We start from the raw sequence: 16,303 nt of genomic DNA on the forward strand, positions 1-16,303 counted from the left end.
CGGTTGGACGCGAATTTGTCTAGCGAGGGCTTGGGGATCAGGATGTTTGTGAATCGCCGCAAGAGCGAACGTCGTGTGTGCCGGAGCGTTGCCAAGATCCAGATCGGGACCGGCTCGCTTCCGAGGGATTGCATGATCACCGATATCTCGTCCGGCGGGGTCAAGGTGATCGCTGAATATCTGGAGATTCCTCCGGAATTCACCATCATCTTCTCGAGCGGCAGCCCCCGTCAGTGCCGTCTGGCGTGGCGGATCGGGCACGAATTCGGCGCCCAGTTCGTCGACTGATCGCGACACACGGGACCGGCTCGGCCGCGCCGCCGCAGGCCCGGCGGGCCGTCAGCCGTTGGTATGACGGCGGCATGCTGTCGGCCTTAACCCGCCCTTAGGGTTAAACTGTGAGCATCCCGGAACCTTCGCTGTTCCGAGTCCCGTTGATGCTTCAGAAATCATCCCGAACGCCTGGCCGCGTCAGCCGTCTTGCAGGCACGGTATCCGCCGCGATCGTGCTGATCGGGCTGTCCGCCTGCCAGACCTCGGGTCCATCCGACATCACGGGGTCATTGGGCGAGCCCGCGGAAACCGGCCAGGCGTCGGCCGATCCAAGGCGCGACATCGAGAGCTATCACGAGCGCGTCCGCGCCAACCCGAAGGATGCCGACGCCGCGCTGAAATACGCCAAGGCGCTGCGCGCCACCGGCCAGCGCGCGCAGGCGGTCGCCGTGCTGGAGCAGGCAGTGCTGGGCCAGCCCGGCAACAAGGCGCTGCTCGCGGGTTATGGACGGGCACTCGCCGACAACGGCAATTTCCAACAAGCCTTCGACGTGCTCGGCCGCGCCCATACGCCGGAGGATCCGGACTGGCGCATCCTGTCGGCGCAAGGCGCCGTGCTCGACCAGATGGACCGCCATGACGAGGCCCGCCAGTACTACTCGAGCGCGTTGAAGATCGTGCCGGACGAAGCGTCGGTGCTCTCCAATCTCGGCCTGTCCTATCTGCTCGCCAAGGACCTGCCGATGGCCGAGGAGACGCTGCGCCGCGCCCAGAAGCGTGCGCCCGGCGATGCGCGCGTGCGCAACAATCTGGCTCTGGTGGTGGGCCTGCAGGGCCGCCAGTCCGAGGCGGAGACCATCGTGAAGGCGGACCTGTCGCCGGACCAGGGCGCGACCAATGTCGCCGCGCTGAAGCGGCTGCTGGCGCGCAGCAAGGAAGCGAACCGCGCGGACGCGGACAGGATCCCGGTCGCAGCCAGTCGCCGCGACCAGCCGGCAGTCGAACGGAATGGTGGCGATCGGCTGGCTCTCGATGGTCTTGGCGAATTCCTTGACCTCGATCTCGGGGCGCTTCGGCATGCCGACCTGGTTCAGGCAGTACAGCGGCGGCCGGTCGTTGGGCCGCGCCGATTTCAGCGTGTTCAGCATGTTCTTGGTGTTGCGCAGATTGGCGAGGTCGGGCTCGGCGACGATCAGGATGTCGTCGGCGCCGACCAGCGTGCGCTTGGTCCAGGCGGTCCATTGATGCGGGACGTCGAGCACGACGCAGGAGGTGGTCATGCGCATGGTGTCGAAGATGGCTTCGAACGCATCGGCGCCGAAATCATAGACTTGATCGAGCGTAGCGGGCGCTGCCAGCAGGCTGAGATGGTCGCTGCATTTGGCGAGCAGGCGTTCCATATAGGCGGTGTCCGGGCGCTCGGGCGAGAACACCGCGTTGGCGATGCCCTGCACGGGGTCCTGGTTGTAGTCGAGGCCGGCGGTGCCGAAGGCGAGATCGAGATCGATCACGACGGAATCGAGCCCGAGGTCGCGCGCGATGGTCCAGGCGACGTTGTGGGCGACGCTGGAAGCGCCGACGCCGCCCTTCGCGCCGGTGACGGCGATGATACGGCCGACTGAAGCCTCGTCGGAGGTGGAGAACAGGCTGCAGATCGTGCGTACGATGTCGAGCACCTTGAAGGGGCCGACGACATAGTCGTTGACGCCGCGCCGCACCAGCTCGCGATAGGGCGCGACGTCGCCGGCGCTGCCGAGCACGACGACGCGGGTGCCGGGATCGCAGACGGTCGCGAGCTCGTCGAGGCCGGCGAGGAAGTCCTGGTCGGGCTCGGTCTCCAGCATGATGACGTTGGGCGTCGGAGCCTTGTGGTAGGCGTCGATCGCCGCCGTGATGCCGCCCATATGGACCGAGAGGTGAGCCTTGGCGAGCCGGCGGTCCTCGGCGGCGGCGCGCGCCGCTGCGGCGGTCGCGACGGTGGCGCAGAACGCCTGCACGGAGATTCGCGGCGCCGGCGCGATGTAATCGTCGGCGTGCGAAGGCTCGTCTTGCTGTGGGGCGGTCATTTCGCGGCGTCGCTCAGCTTGGCCTTGTCGGTTTCGGGATAGGTGGTCGTGGTCGGCTCGCCCTTGCGGTAGCGGTCGAACGCCACGGTGCGGCGCGGCGTGTAGGCCGCGGTCTCGGTGCGCGGCTGCTCGAGGTCGGACGGATTGGCGACCATGGCGGCGAGGTTGCGCTGCGTGGCGCAGCCGAAATTGTCGAACTGCTTGTTCTGGTTGTAATTGGGATTGTCGATCGAGGGGCCGAGATCGGCCGGCCACAGGCCGCACGGGCCGGCGACGGCCGCCATCTTGGGATAACTGAGGCGGATGGTGGCGAGCGCACGCGGATCGTCCGACGGGTAGGTGCGCTTGACGATGGCGTGCGCGGGCACGCCCATCGATGCCAGCAGGCCGCGGATATCCTGATAGACCGCCTGCGCGGAGCGCGCGTTCGGCGTGTCGACGGGAACGTCGATCGCGATCGCGCCGGTGCCTTCGCGGCGCCAGCTGCGCGCCAGCCCCATCACGTCGTCGCGCTGCGGCTCGGTCAGGTTGCCGCGGCTGCGGCCGACGAACACCACGATCGACTGCTCACCTTCGGTGATCGCGATCGGATGGCGCTGACGGTAATTGTCCGGCGGGATCGTTCCGGTGACGGTATCGCCGGTCAGGTTGCAGCCGCCGAGCGCGATCGCCGCAGCGAGGAGGGCGCCGGCACCGGCGGTCTTTGTGGTGCGTGTCATCGTTCGATCCCCCAGGCTGAGCCGCAACGTCAGTCGATGATGAAGCCGAAATTGACCGGCGTGGCCCCGACCGGTTCGGCACGGGCGGCGACGCCGTAGAGGCGATTGATGCGTCCGAGCAGCGCCGACTGCGCATCAGACGCCGGCGCAAATCCGTCATCGGGGCGCGACAGCTCCTTCTGGGCGACCGCGCGCACCACGTAGGGCGTCACGATGACCATCAGCTCGGTCTCGTTGTTGACGAAGTCCTGGCTGCGGAACAGCTGGCCGAGCACCGGGATCTGATCGACGCCGGGCATGCCGTTGATCGCCTGTTTGGTCTGCTGCTGGATCAGGCCGGCCATCGCGATCGAGCCGCCGGACGGGACTTCCAGCGTGGTGTCGGCGCGGCGGGTCTTGATCGAGGGGATCGTGGTGCCGCCGGCGCCGCCGGTGAGCGCGTTCTCGGTCGAGACTTCGGAGACTTCCGTCATCACCTTCAGGCTGATGCGTCCCTCGGACAGCACCACCGGCGTGAAGTTAAGCGAGATGCCGAATTTCTTGAAGCTGACGGTCTGCACGCAATTGCCGATCGCGCCCGAGGTCGAGGTCTGGCAGGTCACGCCGGTCGGGATCGGAAACTCGCCGCCCGACACGAAGGTCGCGGACTCGCCGGAGATCGCCGTGAGATTGGGTTCGGCCAGCGTCTTGACCACGCCGGCGCTTTCCATCGCGCGCAGCGTTGCGGTCACCGAGGCCTGGCCCAGCTTGTTGAGGGCCGCGCCGGTCAACTGATTGGCGACCAGCGGGCCGCTATTCGCGGTGAACGGGTTGCTGTTGTTGAACACCACGGCCGCAGTGCCGAAGTTCATGCTGGCGCTGAGATCGACGCCGAGCTGCTTGATGACGTCGCGCCGCACCTCCGCCACGGTGACCTTGAGCATCACCTGGTCGCGGCCGCGCACCACGATCGAGTTGACGACCTTGTCGGCGCTGCCGACCAGCTTGGCGGCGACGTCGCCGGCCTGCTGGGCCTCGATCGGGCTGGCCACCGTGCCGGTCAGCACCACGCTGTCGCCGACGCCCTCGATATTGACGCCCGGCAGCATCTGCTTCAGCGCCGAGCGCATGCCGTTGAGGTCGCGCTTGATCGCGATGTCGTAGGAGCCGACCTGCTGGCCCTCGGCATCGAAGAACACGACGTTGGTCTGGCCGACCGCGGCGCCGATGATGTAGGCGCGCTGCGCCGAGCGGATCACCGCGTTGGCGATCTTGGGATCGGCGACCAGCACGTCCTTGGCTTCGCGCGGCAGGTCGACCACGACCGACTTGCCGACGCCGAGCGAGAGGAAGCGGGTCTTGACGGGAAGGCCGCCGGTGACCGCGATATCGGCGTTCTTGTCGGTATCGGCGGCGATCGCCGGTGCCAGGATCGGCAGCAGCATCAGCGCAGCGACGGCCGTGAAGGGTAGGGCGCGGGCCCGTGCGCTCCGCATCGTGAATTGTCGCGCAGCCGATGTCATGTCGAAGCCCCCATCACTTCTGTGTCGTCTGAGAGCTGGGCACGCCGTAGCGCACCACCCTGATGCTCTCGCCCCGCTTCGGGGCCTGGTCGTTGTTCGCGATCTCGTCCGGCTTCTCGTTGGCGTCGACGATGCTGCGCAGCGCCAGCGTGACGATGCCGCTCTGCCGGGCCCGTGCCAGCGTCTCGGCCTGCTCCGGCTTGAGCTCGAGGGTTACGGTCTTGCCGACCAGCGAGTTGCTGCCGTCCTTCTCCTTCGGCGCCTGGTCGATCGCGAGCACGCGGACGTTGGCCAGCAGGACTTCGGTCGAGACGACGTCGGTGCCGGACTTGTCGGGATTCTTCTCGCGCTTGGAGAAGATCACGTCGACGCGGTCGCCGGGCAGGATGAAGCCGCCGGCGCCGGTCTCCGGCGAAATTTCGGTGGAGATCGCGCGCATGCCGGACGGCAGGATCGCGGCCATGAAGCCGCTGCCATTGGCCTTCACCAGCTTCTGCTCGCGGATCGGTTCGCCGACGATGAAGGGGAAGCGCGCGATCGAGCCGATCACGTCCTTCATCGCATCGGGATTGGTGTCCTGGCGCAGGAAAGCGGTGCTGGCGGTCTCGGCCGGCCAGCGCTGCCATTGCAGATCTTCCGGCTTGATCGCCTGGCCGAGGCCGATGTCGGTCTTGGCCACCAGCACCTCGACGGTCGGCAATTGCACGACCGGCGGCGCGACGGCCACCGGTTTCTGTTCGCCCACGCTCGCGAGATAGGTGGCCGCGAGGCCTGCGACGCCGGCAATGGCGAGGACCACGATGCGTGCCGTCTTCATGCGACTGACTGAATGCCCTTGCAGCGGGCGGTCGCGACCTTGCGGTGCTGACAGCCCTTCCCGAGAGCATGACTACGGCCGCAAAAGTATAAGGGAACTTGCCAGCAGCTCCTGCTGATTAAGGGATTGGTGGGGATGGTGAACGGCTGGTTAGTGGTGCGGCCGCATCTCCGCAGAATCCCGGAGGTTGCGCGCGAACGATGCGCGCAACGCCCACCGCGGCGCGCGATGCACGCGCGGATCGGCCGTGGTTAATATCGTCTAACGCGCGCGGCGGATCAGAGCGCGGCCTTCAGCGCCGCGAAGCCGCGATCGAGATCGGCCTTGAGGTCGTCGACATTCTCGAGCCCGATATGCAGCCGCAGCATGGGCCCGCCGGGTGCCCATTTGGTCGCGGTACGATACTCGCTGCAGTCGAACGGGATCGCCAGACTCTCGAAGCCGCCCCAGGAAAAACCCATGCCGAATAGTTTGAGCGTGTTGAGCATGGTGTCGACGGCCTGCTGCGGCGCGGGCTTCAGCACGATGCTGAACAGGCCGGAGGCGCCGGTGAAGTCGCGCTTCCAGATCGCGTGGCCCGGATCGCTCTCGAGGCCGGGATGCAGCACGCGCGCGACCTCGGGGCGGGCGGCGAGCCAGCGCGCCATCTCGAGGCCGGACTGGTGATGCTGCGCGAGCCGCACCGACAGCGTGCGCACGCCGCGCAGCGCGAGATAGACATCGTCGGGGCCGGCACAGACGCCGAGCAGGCGGATCGCCTCGCTGACCAGCGGCCAGGCCCTGGCATTCGCCGAGATGGTGCCGAACATGATGTCGGAATGACCGCCGATATATTTGGTGCCGGCCTGCATGCTGATGTCGACGCCCTGTTCGAGCGAGCGGTGATACAACGGCGTCGCCCAAGTGTTGTCGTCGATCACGAGCGCGCCGTGTGCATGCGCCGCCGCCGCGATCGCACGTATGTCAGGCATCTCGAAGGATTGCGAGCCCGGCGCCTCGACCAGCACCGCGCGGGTGTTCGGCTTGAACAGCGCTGCGATGCCGGCGCCGATCATGGGATCGAAATAGTCGGTCTCGATGCCGAGGCGCTTGAGCATGCCGTTGCAGAAATTGCGCGTCGGCCGGTAGGCGTTGTCGCAGACCAGTAGATGGTCGCCGGCTTTGAGCACCGCGAGCAGCGTGGTCGAGATCGCGGCCAGTCCCGACGGGGCGAGGCCGACGCCGGCGCATTGCGGCCCCTCCAGCGCCATCAGCACGTCCTGTAGCGCGCGCGTCGTCGGAGAGCCGTGACGGCCATAGGTAAACTCGGCGCGGTGGGCGTGCAGGTCCTCGGCGGTCGGGTAGAGCACCGTCGAGCCGTGGAATACCGGCGGATTGACAAAACCCTTCTGGGCCTTGGTGTCGCGGCCGGCCGTGACCAGGCGGGTCGCGGCATGCTGCGGGCGGGAGGGGTCGGAGCCGTCGGAGGAGGTCATGAGGTCGTCGCCATTAGACTTTTTGCCACCGGCCTCGCGCGTCGGGAGGACCACAGCCGGGGAGCTGTTACTAACAGGACGCGGAAGAGCCACGTCAACCCCTTGACCCGGCACGTCAGTCGCTATGTGATGCGCCGCAACTACCAGTCGCCGCACGTTGAGGGGCTTGCCGCGACCTGCGATCCGTTGCCTGACCGCCGTGCACGTCCAGATTGCCGGCCGGCTCAGTCCTATCAGCCGCAGGGGATCCATTGGGCTGGCCCGTGAACGCGAGGCGATCGCACGTAAACGTCCAACGGACGACCCCTGAAAGGCTGCCCATGAAACGCGTTTCCCTGGTTTTGACATTTGCCGCTGTCGCCGCCCTGTCGGCTCAAGCCGCCTCGGCGCAAACCCTCAAGACGGTCAAGGAGCGGGGTCAGCTGTCCTGCGGCGTCAGCGGCGGCCTGCCGGGCTTCTCGACGCCCGATGACAAGGGCAACTGGACCGGCATCGACGTCGATCTGTGCCGCGGCATCGCCGCGGCGATCTTCGACGATCCGACCAAGGTCAAGTTCGTGCCGCTGTCGGCCAAGGACCGCTTCACGGCGCTGCAGTCCGGCGAGATCGACGTGCTGTCGCGCAACACCACCTGGACGCTGTCGCGCGACACCTCGCTCGGCGCCAACTTCACCGGCGTGACCTATTACGATGGGCAGGGTTTCCTGGTGAAGAAGTCGCTGAAGGTGAACTCGGCGCTGGAGCTGAACAGCGCCTCGGTCTGCGTGCAGACCGGCACCACGACCGAGCAGAACCTCGCCGACTACTTCAAGGGCAACAACATGAAGTATGAGGTGATTGCGTTCGCCGGCGCCGACGAGACCGTGAAGGCCTACGAGACCGGCCGCTGCGACGTGTTCACGTCGGACGTCTCCCAGCTCTACGCGCAGCGCCTCAAGCTCGCCAACCCGGCGGATCACGTCGTGCTGCCCGAGGTGATCTCCAAGGAGCCGCTCGGCCCGATGGTGCGCCACGGCGACGACCAGTGGTTCGACATCGTCAAATGGGTGCTGTTCGCCCAGATCAATGCCGAGGAGCTCGGCGTCAACATGAAGAACGTCGACGAGATGGCGAAGTCCGACAAGCCGGACCTGAAGCGCGCCTTCGGCACCGACGGCAATCTCGGCGAACAGCTCGGCCTGACCAAGGACTGGTTCTCACGGATCATCAAGGCGGTCGGCAATTACGGCGAGATGTATGACCGCAACGTCGGCGCCGGCTCGAAACTGCAGATCGCGCGCGGGCTCAACAATCTCTGGAGCAAGGGCGGCATCCAGTACGCGCCTCCGATCCGCTGATCGGCGACGAGGCGGCTGCGGCGATGACGTCTGAGCCCCGAAAACCACCGCCGCAATTCATCTTCCGCCTGAAGCGGATGCTGGGCGGCAAGTCCGGCTGGACCGGACTTGCCGTGCAGATCGTGTTCGCCGCGGTGCTGGCCTGGGTCGCCTATGAGATCGTGGCCAATGCCCGCGCCAATCTGGAGACGCAGCGCATCGCCTCCGGATTCGGCTTCATGAGGAATACCGCGGGCTTCGACGTCAGCCTGAACCTGATCCCGTATTCGGGATCGGACACCTATACGCGGGTGTTCCTGGTCGGCCTGCTGAACACGCTGCTGGTCGCGGTGATCGGCATCGTGTTCGCCACCATCATCGGCTTCATCCTGGCGCTGTGCCGGCTGTCGCCGAACTGGCTCTTGGCGCGGATCGGCGAGATCTATGTCGAGACCGTGCGCAACCTGCCGCTGCTGTTCCAGCTGTTGTTCTGGTATCTTGCGGTGCTGGCGGCGCTGCCGGGCCCGCGCCAGAGCATCTCGCTGTTCAACGCCTTCTTCCTCTCCAACCGCGGCCTCGTGATCCCGAAGCCGATCGGCGAGCCGGGTCTCGATCCGTTCCTGGCCGCGATCGCGATCGGCATCGTCGGCGCGCTCGTGCTGCGCAGCTATGCCCGGCGGGCGCTGTTCCAGCGCGGGCAGGCGATCCGGATCTGGCCCTATGTGCTGGGCCTCGTGTTCGGCTTGCCGCTCGTGACGATGCTGGTGTTCGGGGTGCCGCTGACTTTCGAAATGCCGCAATTGAAGGGCTTCAACTTCGCCGGCGGGGCGCGGTTCATTCCGGAGCTGGTGGCGCTCTTGGTCGCGCTGTCGACCTACACCGCGGCCTTCATCGCCGAGATCGTCCGCGCCGGCATCCTGTCCGTTCACAAGGGCCAGATGGAGGCCGGCTCGTCGCTCGGCCTGTCGCGCGGCGCCACGCTGCGGCTGATCGTGGTGCCGCAGGCGATGCGCGTGATCGTGCCGCCGCTGACCAACCAGTATCTCAACCTGACCAAGAACTCGTCGCTGGCGGTCGCGATCGGCTATCCCGACCTGGTCTCGGTGTTCGCCGGCACCACGCTGAGCCAGACCGGGCAGGCGATCGAGATCATCGCCATCACGATGGGCGTCTATCTGATGATCTCGCTGGTCACCAGCTCGGTCATGAGCGTCTATGGCTGGCGCATCAACCGGAGCCTGGAGGCATGACGGACATCACCGCGTCGTCCTTCGTCCGCCAGGACCTCGTGCCGGAGCGCCCGGCGCCGGTGAAGACCACCGGCCTGATCGGCTTCTTGCGCACGCGGCTGTTCAATTCGCCGAGCAACATCCTGCTGACGATCCTGGGCGTGTTGCTGCTCTGGTACACGATCGTTCCGGCGTTGAAATTCCTGCTGGTCGATGCGGTCTGGAGCGGCAAGGACCGCAACGCGTGCCTCGCAGAGACTGTCGGGCATCCGGTCGGCGCCTGCTGGCCCTACATCCAGGCCAAGCTCACGCAGCTGATCTACGGCTTCTATCCGGAAGCCGAGCGCTGGCGCGTCAATTTGACCTTCATCCTCGCGGTCGTGCTGCTGCTGCCGCTGCTGATCCCGCGGCTGCCGGCCAAGGGCATCAATGCCAGCCTGTTCTTCTTCGCCTTTCCGGTGGTCGCGTTCTTCCTGCTGCGCGGCGGCGGGCTGGCCGGTTTCGGCGTCAGCTGGGTCGCGAGCCTGCTGCAGCTGTTCGACGAGAGCATCGTCAATGCCGGGACCGTGCTGGTCAATCTCAGCCAGAACTCGGCGATCGGTCCCTTGCTGTGGGGCATCGGCAAGCTGATCGTCTTCATCGGCAGCCTGATCGGCTGGGTGATCTCTCCGCTGGCCTGGCTCCGCGAGCAGCTCCAGATGTCGAGCCAGCCGCTGTGGTTCGACTTCCTGCTCACTGCGGTGATCGTCTCGCTGATCCTGTTCTTCCTCGGCGGAGGCCTGCGCACCGGGCATCGCGCGCTGCTTGCGAGCCTTGCGACCTTTGCCGGCATCGCCGCCGTGATCAAGCTGCTGGGACTCGACCGCGGCGGATTGCCTCTGGTCGACACCCGGCTCTGGGGCGGCCTTCTGGTCACGCTGGTGGTGTCGGTCACCGGCATCGTCACCTCGATGCCGATCGGCATCGCGCTGGCGCTCGGCCGCCGCTCGACCATCCCGCTGATCCGGATCTTCTCGATCGCGTTCATCGAGTTCTGGCGCGGCGTCCCCCTGATCACAGTGCTGTTCTTCGCGACCTACATGCTGCCGCTGTTCCTGCCCGGCAATTTCAACGTCGACGGCCTGGTCCGCGCGCTGATCGGTATCGCGCTGTTCGCCGGCGCCTATCAGGCCGAGGTGGTGCGCGGCGGCCTCGCGGCGATCCCGCGCGGGCAGGGCGAGGCGGCGAGCGCGCTCGGCCTGTCCTGGTGGAAGACGACGTCGCTGATCGTGATGCCGCAGGCGCTCCGCCACGTCATTCCCGGCCTCGTCAACAGCTTCATCGCGCTGTTCAAGGACACCTCGCTGGTCTCAATCGTGGCGCTGTTCGACCTGCTCGGGTCGCTGCACGCGACCTTCTCCGACCCGACCTGGTCGACCCCGACAACGGCCTTTACCGGCTTTGCATTTGCCGGGATGATCTACTTCGTGTTCTGCTTTGGCATGTCGCGCTACTCGCTGTTCGTCGAAAACCGGCTCAACGCCCACCGCCGCAACTGAACAAGGTCACCATGTCCACAGATCCGATCGTCAACATATCCGGTCTCAACAAATGGTACGGCGACTTCCACGTGCTGCGCGACATCAACCTCGAGGTCGGCCGCGGTGAGCGCATCGTGATCTGCGGGCCCTCGGGCTCGGGCAAATCGACCCTGATCCGCTGCATCAACGCGCTGGAGGAATTCCAGGAAGGCGAGATCGTGGTCGACGGCATCGAGCTCGGCCCGAATCTGCGCCGGGTCGACGAAGTGCGTCGCGAGGTCGGCATGGTGTTCCAGAGCTTCAATCTGTTCCCGCATCTCACCGTGCTGGACAATTGCACGCTGGCGCCGATCTGGGTGCGCAACATCCCGAAGAAGGACGCCGAGGCGACCGCGATGAAATTCCTGGAGCGGGTCAAGATCCCGCATCAGGCCAGCAAATTCCCCGGCCAGATGTCGGGCGGCCAGCAGCAGCGCGTCGCGATCGCCCGCGCGCTCACGATGAATCCGAAGGTGATGCTGTTCGACGAGCCGACCTCGGCGCTCGACCCGGAAATGGTCAAGGAGGTGCTCGACACCATGGTCGATCTCGCGAAGGAAGGCATGACCATGCTGGTGGTGACCCACGAAATGGGCTTTGCTCGCGAGGTCGCCAACCGCGTCGTGTTCATGGACGCCGGCCAGATCATCGAGTCGAACACGCCGCAGGAGTTCTTCGCGAACCCGCAGCATGCACGGTCGAAGCTGTTCCTCAGTCAGATTTTGAGGTGAGCGAATAGAGAATAGCGAATGGCGAATAGGGATTCCCGCTATTCGCTACTCACCATTCGCTATTCGCGTCTCACACGAACGGCAGTTCGATCTTGCTGCGCTTCTCCAGCCATTCCGGGACCGGCAGGTTCTTCGAGCGCATGAAGGCCGGGTTGAACAGCTTGGACTGATAGCGGTTGCCGGAGTCGCAGAGGATGGTGACGATGGTCTTGCCAGGGCCGAGCTGCTTGGCGAGCTGGATTGCGCCCGCGATGTTGACGCCGGTCGAGCCGCCGAGGCACAGGCCTTCGTGCTCCAACAGCTCATAGATGATGGTGACGGCTTCCTCGTCGGAGATCAGGAACGCTGTGTCGACATTCGCGGTCTCGACGACCGCGGTTTTGCGTCCGAGGCCGATGCCTTCGGTGATGGAGTCGCCGGGGGTCGACTTGACCTCGCCGTTCTTGAACAGCTCGTACATCGCAAAGCCGTGCGGATCGGCGCAGGCGGTGACGATGTCCTTGTTCCTTTCCTTCAGGTAGCGGCTGACGCCGGCGAGGGTGCCGCCGGTGCCGACCGAGCAGATGAAACCGTCGACCTTACCGCCGGTCTGCTGCCAGATTTCCGGGCCCGTCGATTCGTAATGCGCCTTGGGATTGTCGAGGTTGTTCCACTGGTCGGCGAACAGCACGCCGTTCGGCTCGGTCTTGCGCAACTGGTCGGCGAGACGGCGACCGAGATGCTGGTAGTTGTTCTGGTTGGAGAAGGGCAGCGCCGGGGCCTCGACCAGCTCGGCGCCGCAGAGCCGCAGCATGTCCTTCTTTTCTTGGCTCTGCGTCTCCGGAATCACGATCAGGGTGCGATAGCCGCGCGCGCTCGCCACCACCGCGAGCCCGATGCCGGTATTGCCGGCGGTCGATTCGACGACGAGACCGCCCGGTTTGAGGTCACCCCTCTTCTCGGCCTCCAGGATCATCCATTTGCCGGCGCGGTCCTTCACCGACTGGCCGGGGTTCATGAACTCGGCCTTGCCGAGGATGGTGCAGCCGGTCAGCTCGGAAGCGCGCTTCAGCTTGATCAGCGGCGTGTTGCCGATCGCTTCGATGACGTCTTTGTTGAATGTCATGTCGGGGAATTTCTTTGCCGGTCCAAGCCTTACTTGCAGAGTCTTGCCTGCAGCGAACCTAGTGTGCCGAGCAAAAAAGGAAAGGGCTTTTGCACTGCGGCGAAGGGCCGGATCCGCGTGAACGGAAAGACGCCGCGCTGCTTCGAGAACCGCGGAGAATGCGCTTTTGCCACGATGCGGTTGTTTGGCAGGATCTGGTTGCAGCTCGGCGTTTTGCGTCAGTTCGCGCGCGAGACCGCAACGATCCGCTCGGGATCGAAACGTCGTGATGATCGCCGATATCTGCACCCGGACACGGCTGGCTGCGGATTCGGCGCAACAGGGGCGGGAAATCCCCATGAAATCTTCGTAAGGATGGCGCCGCCATTGCGATCGCCGATCACACGAAAATGCCTTGAAAAATAGGGCAAGGCTAGGCTCCGGCGTGTCTGAGAACGCCGTGGATGCGGTCCTGGCGGGACTGTCCGCTGCATTGTCCGAAGGGTAGGATGGGACAGACCGGTTCCATTGGAAGTATCGCCCCGTGAACGTCTCTCAGACCATCCCCCAACGCGTCATTGGTGCGCCACGGGCGAGGTTTGTGCTCGGCGGAGAACGGGTGTGACCCAGTCTCCATTCGCGACGGTACCTGAGGGCCGGCTTGGCCTTGCTCTCCGCGCGCGGCGGGTTGCGGGACGGTCGTTGGTCGCGCTCGGGCTGCTCGCCAGTTCCGCCGGCTGCATTTTGACCCAGGACATCCCCGATCCGGCGCTCGACGTGCCGCAGGGCTACAAGGCCGCGCGGCTCGGCAAGCCGGGCGATGCCGTGCCGACGCTGGATTGGTGGCGCAGCTTCCGTTCGGCCGAACTGACACAGCTGATGCAGGAGGCGCAGACCGTCAACCTCGACATTGCCGCCGCGGTGGCACGGTTTCGCCAGGCCGATGCGCTGGCGCGGCAGGCCGGCGCGGCGCTGCTGCCGACCCTCAACGGCACCGGACAGGAGACCTATTCGCGGACCTCGGGCTCGAGCGCCAGCGGCCTCACCAATGGCGGCCGCGAGGTGGTCAACTACAGCGCCTCGCTGAGCGCGAGCTATCAGCTCGACTTCTGGGGCCAGAACCGCGACGCGCTGCAGGCCGCCGAGGAGACCGCGATCGCCAGCCGGTTCGACCGCGAGGTGACGGCGCTGACCACGCTGACCACGCTCGCCAATGCCTATTTCACCGTGCTTGCCGCCCAGGACCGGCTGCGGACCGCCCAGCGCAACATCGCCAGCGCCGAGCGCATCCTCAATGCGATCAAGGACCGCTTCAAGGCCGGCACCGGCACCGATCTCGACGTCGCCCAGCAGGAGAGCGTGCTCGCCAACCAGCGCGCGCTGGTGCCGCCGCTGCGGCAGACGCTGGACCAGAACATCAACGCGCTGGCGGTCTTGGTGTCGCGGCCGCCGGAAAGCGTGCGCATCGCCGGCGGCACGCTCAATGCGATCGCCATTCCGAAGGTGACGCCGGGCCTGCCGTCGGAATTGCTGACGCAGCGTCCGGACATCCGCCGGCAGGAGGCGCAACTCGCCTCGGCGACCGCCAATGTCGGCAGCGCGCGGGCGCAGTTCTTCCCGAGCATCCAGCTGACCGGGCAGGGTGGCTACCAGAGCCAGGCGCTGGTCTCGCTGTTCCAGCCGCATGCGGCGTTCTTCAGCCTGGTCGGCAGTGCGACCCAGCCGATCTTCGACGGCGGACGGATTTTGGGCAATTTCGAGAATGCGAAAGCGCGGCAGGACGAGCTGCTGCAAACCTATCGCAAGACGGTGGTGCAGTCGTTCACCGACGTGGACAATGCGCTGGTCGCGATTCGCGAAACCACGCGGAGGCTGCAATTGCAGCGTGACGTGCTGTCGGCCTCGCGCCGCGCGTTCCAGCTGGCCGAGCAGCAGCTGCGCGCCGGCACCGCCGATATCGTAACTGTGCTAAACACGCAGCTGACCCTATTCCAGGCGGAAGATGCCTATTCGCAGGCCCAGCTGGCCCGGCTTTTGGCAATCGTGAGCCTGTATCAGGCGCTGGGGGGCGGCTGGGAACCGAAGATGGAAAGACCGGTCGATGCTCTTTAAGCCCGACGCGAAAGACGACGACAAAAGCAAGGCACCGCCGAGGCGCAGCGTGCTCTCGCGCGTGCTTGGGCGCCTGGTGTCGCTGCTCGTCACGCTCGTCATCCTCGGCGGGCTCGGCTATCTCGGCTGGCTTGCGTTCCAGCCCAAGCAGGGCGGCGGCAATGGCCGCGGCGCCTTCGGCCGGCCCGATCTGCCGGTGCCGGTGCTGGCGGCGACGCCGCGCGTGCAGGACGTGCCGGTCTATCTCGACGGCGTCGGCTCGGTAAAGGCGCTCAACACGGTGACGGTGCGCTCGCAGGTCGACGGCAAGCTGATCAAGGTGAATTTCGTCGAGGGGCAGGACGTCAAGAAGGACGACGTGCTCGCCGAGATCGATCCCGCGATCTATCAGGCGCAGTACGACCAGGCGGTGGCCAAGAAGGCGCAGGACGTCGCGCTGCTCGCCAACCAGAAGCTCGACCTTGCGCGCTATGAACAGCTTGCCGCCAGCAACGCCGGCTCCAAGCAGCAGGCCGACACCCAGCGCGCGCTGGTCGCGCAGCAGGAGGCGCTGATCAAGTCCGACCAGGCCGCGATCGACAACGCCGCCGCGACCTTGAGCTACACCAAGATCGTGGCGCCGATGTCGGGCCGCGCCGGCCTGCGCCAGGTCGATCAGGGCAACATCATCCACGCGTCCGATACCACTGGGCTCGTGATCCTGACGCAGTTGCAGCCGATCGCGGTGTGGTTCAGCCTGCCGCAGCAGCAGATCATGCGGGTCAATGCCGCCGCGGCAAAGGGCCAGCTTGCGGTCGACGTGTTCGGCAATGACGGCGTCACCGTGATCGACACCGGCAGGCTGACCGGCATCGACAACCAGGTCGATCCGACCACCGGCACGCTGAAGCTGAAGGCCGAATTCCCCAACGCCAATTACCAGCTCTGGCCCGGCCAGTTCGTCAATGTCCGCCTCAAGGTCGAGACGCTGCCGCAGGCCATCGTGGTGCCGACCTCGGCGGTGCAGCGCGGCCCGGCCGGCACCTTCAGTTACGTGATCGGCGAGGGCGACATCGTCACCGCCAAGCCGGTGACGGTGACCCAGCAGAACGAGCATGATGCCGTGATCGCGAGCGGTCTCACCACATCCGATCGCGTCGTGACGACGGGTTTTGCCAATCTCGCCGACGGCGCCAAGGTCGTGGTCGGCAAGGACGACGGCGCGCCGGCCGCCGATCTCGCGCCGCGCAAGCGCAGCCGCAATCCCGACGGCAAGCGCGGCGGTGGCCAGGGCGGCGAGGGCAAGAAGGACTGGCAGGGCAGAGGTGGCGAGCATCGCGGCCGCCCTGAGCACAGCGAAGGCGATCAGAAGGGGCAGACCGGACCGGCACCGGCGGCAGGGGGCGAACAGTCGGGCGCGGCGAAGTCGCAGCCATGACGC

The 16,303-nt window shown here is 66.1% G+C and carries 13 protein-coding genes and 2 pseudogenes; 9 read left to right on the plus strand and 6 right to left on the minus strand.

Features of this window, described 5'->3' with window-relative positions; genetic code table 11:
- The first annotated feature begins 42 nt into the window (after positions 1–42).
- Positions 43–288 (plus strand): PilZ domain-containing protein, encoded by a 246-nt coding sequence (locus tag J6500_RS32075; protein WP_211985557.1) that lies wholly within the window; start codon positions 43–45, stop codon positions 286–288.
- A 149-nt stretch (positions 289–437) separates the two neighbouring features.
- Positions 438–1,226, plus strand: a pseudogene (locus tag J6500_RS07310) (tetratricopeptide repeat protein); the annotation flags it as partial.
- Positions 1,227–1,262: 36 nt separating this feature from the next.
- On the opposite strand, the pseudogene J6500_RS07315 reads toward J6500_RS07310, so the two are convergent.
- From J6500_RS07315 to metC, 5 genes and pseudogenes are all read right to left on the minus strand, one after another.
- Positions 1,263–2,339: pseudogene (locus J6500_RS07315) on the minus strand (AAA family ATPase); the annotation flags it as partial.
- The gene (locus J6500_RS07320) at positions 2,336–3,058 is read right to left on the minus strand and encodes a CpaD family pilus assembly protein (protein ID WP_225712007.1); all 723 of its coding nucleotides are present in this window, start codon (positions 3,056–3,058) and stop codon (positions 2,336–2,338) included. The pseudogene J6500_RS07315 and the gene J6500_RS07320, both read right to left, overlap by 4 nt.
- A gap of 29 nt (positions 3,059–3,087) precedes the next feature.
- The gene (locus tag J6500_RS07325; protein ID WP_225712008.1) at positions 3,088–4,533 is read right to left on the minus strand and encodes a type II and III secretion system protein family protein; all 1,446 of its coding nucleotides are present in this window, start codon (positions 4,531–4,533) and stop codon (positions 3,088–3,090) included.
- 40 nt (positions 4,534–4,573) lie between these two features.
- A complete protein-coding gene (gene cpaB, locus J6500_RS07330; protein WP_225712009.1) occupies positions 4,574–5,377 on the minus strand; it encodes a Flp pilus assembly protein CpaB in 804 nt (267 codons plus the stop codon).
- Between the two features lie 278 nt (positions 5,378–5,655).
- Complete coding sequence (gene metC / locus J6500_RS07335; RefSeq protein WP_225712010.1) at positions 5,656–6,852, minus strand: cystathionine beta-lyase; 1,197 nt, start codon at positions 6,850–6,852, stop codon at positions 5,656–5,658.
- A 320-nt stretch (positions 6,853–7,172) separates the two neighbouring features.
- Between metC and J6500_RS07340 the strand changes: the two genes are divergently transcribed.
- Genes J6500_RS07340 through J6500_RS07355 form a run of 4 tightly spaced genes read left to right on the plus strand, consistent with a single transcriptional unit; the run spans position 7,173 to position 11,687 of the window.
- The gene (locus J6500_RS07340) at positions 7,173–8,189 is read left to right on the plus strand and encodes an amino acid ABC transporter substrate-binding protein (RefSeq protein ID WP_225712011.1); all 1,017 of its coding nucleotides are present in this window, start codon (positions 7,173–7,175) and stop codon (positions 8,187–8,189) included.
- A 23-nt stretch (positions 8,190–8,212) separates the two neighbouring features.
- Complete coding sequence (locus J6500_RS07345; RefSeq protein ID WP_225712012.1) at positions 8,213–9,418, plus strand: amino acid ABC transporter permease; 1,206 nt, start codon at positions 8,213–8,215, stop codon at positions 9,416–9,418.
- Positions 9,415–10,935, plus strand: coding sequence for an amino acid ABC transporter permease (locus J6500_RS07350; RefSeq protein WP_225712013.1), 1,521 nt, complete (start codon positions 9,415–9,417; stop codon positions 10,933–10,935). Before J6500_RS07345 ends, J6500_RS07350 begins: the two co-directional genes overlap by 4 nt.
- A gap of 11 nt (positions 10,936–10,946) precedes the next feature.
- Positions 10,947–11,687 carry an amino acid ABC transporter ATP-binding protein gene (locus J6500_RS07355; protein WP_225712014.1) on the plus strand — a complete coding sequence of 247 codons (741 nt, stop codon included), beginning with the start codon at positions 10,947–10,949 and terminating at the stop codon, positions 11,685–11,687.
- A gap of 70 nt (positions 11,688–11,757) precedes the next feature.
- On the opposite strand, the gene J6500_RS07360 is transcribed toward J6500_RS07355, so the two are convergent.
- The gene (locus tag J6500_RS07360; RefSeq protein ID WP_225712015.1) at positions 11,758–12,792 is read right to left on the minus strand and encodes a cysteine synthase A; all 1,035 of its coding nucleotides are present in this window, start codon (positions 12,790–12,792) and stop codon (positions 11,758–11,760) included.
- A 63-nt stretch (positions 12,793–12,855) separates the two neighbouring features.
- Between J6500_RS07360 and J6500_RS07365 the strand changes: the two genes are divergently transcribed.
- From J6500_RS07365 to J6500_RS07375, 3 genes are all read left to right on the plus strand, one after another.
- Positions 12,856–13,197, plus strand: a complete 342-nt coding sequence (locus tag J6500_RS07365; protein WP_225712016.1) for a hypothetical protein — start codon at positions 12,856–12,858, stop codon at positions 13,195–13,197.
- A gap of 195 nt (positions 13,198–13,392) precedes the next feature.
- A complete protein-coding gene (locus J6500_RS07370; protein WP_376707763.1) occupies positions 13,393–14,883 on the plus strand; it encodes an efflux transporter outer membrane subunit in 1,491 nt (496 codons plus the stop codon).
- The gene (locus J6500_RS07375; protein WP_225712017.1) at positions 14,873–16,300 is read left to right on the plus strand and encodes an efflux RND transporter periplasmic adaptor subunit; all 1,428 of its coding nucleotides are present in this window, start codon (positions 14,873–14,875) and stop codon (positions 16,298–16,300) included. The genes J6500_RS07370 and J6500_RS07375 overlap by 11 nt, the downstream gene beginning before the upstream one ends.
- Positions 16,301–16,303 lie beyond the last annotated feature (3 nt).

This window comes from Bradyrhizobium semiaridum (genome assembly GCF_020329505.1).
Classification (GTDB): domain Bacteria; phylum Pseudomonadota; class Alphaproteobacteria; order Rhizobiales; family Xanthobacteraceae; genus Bradyrhizobium; species Bradyrhizobium semiaridum.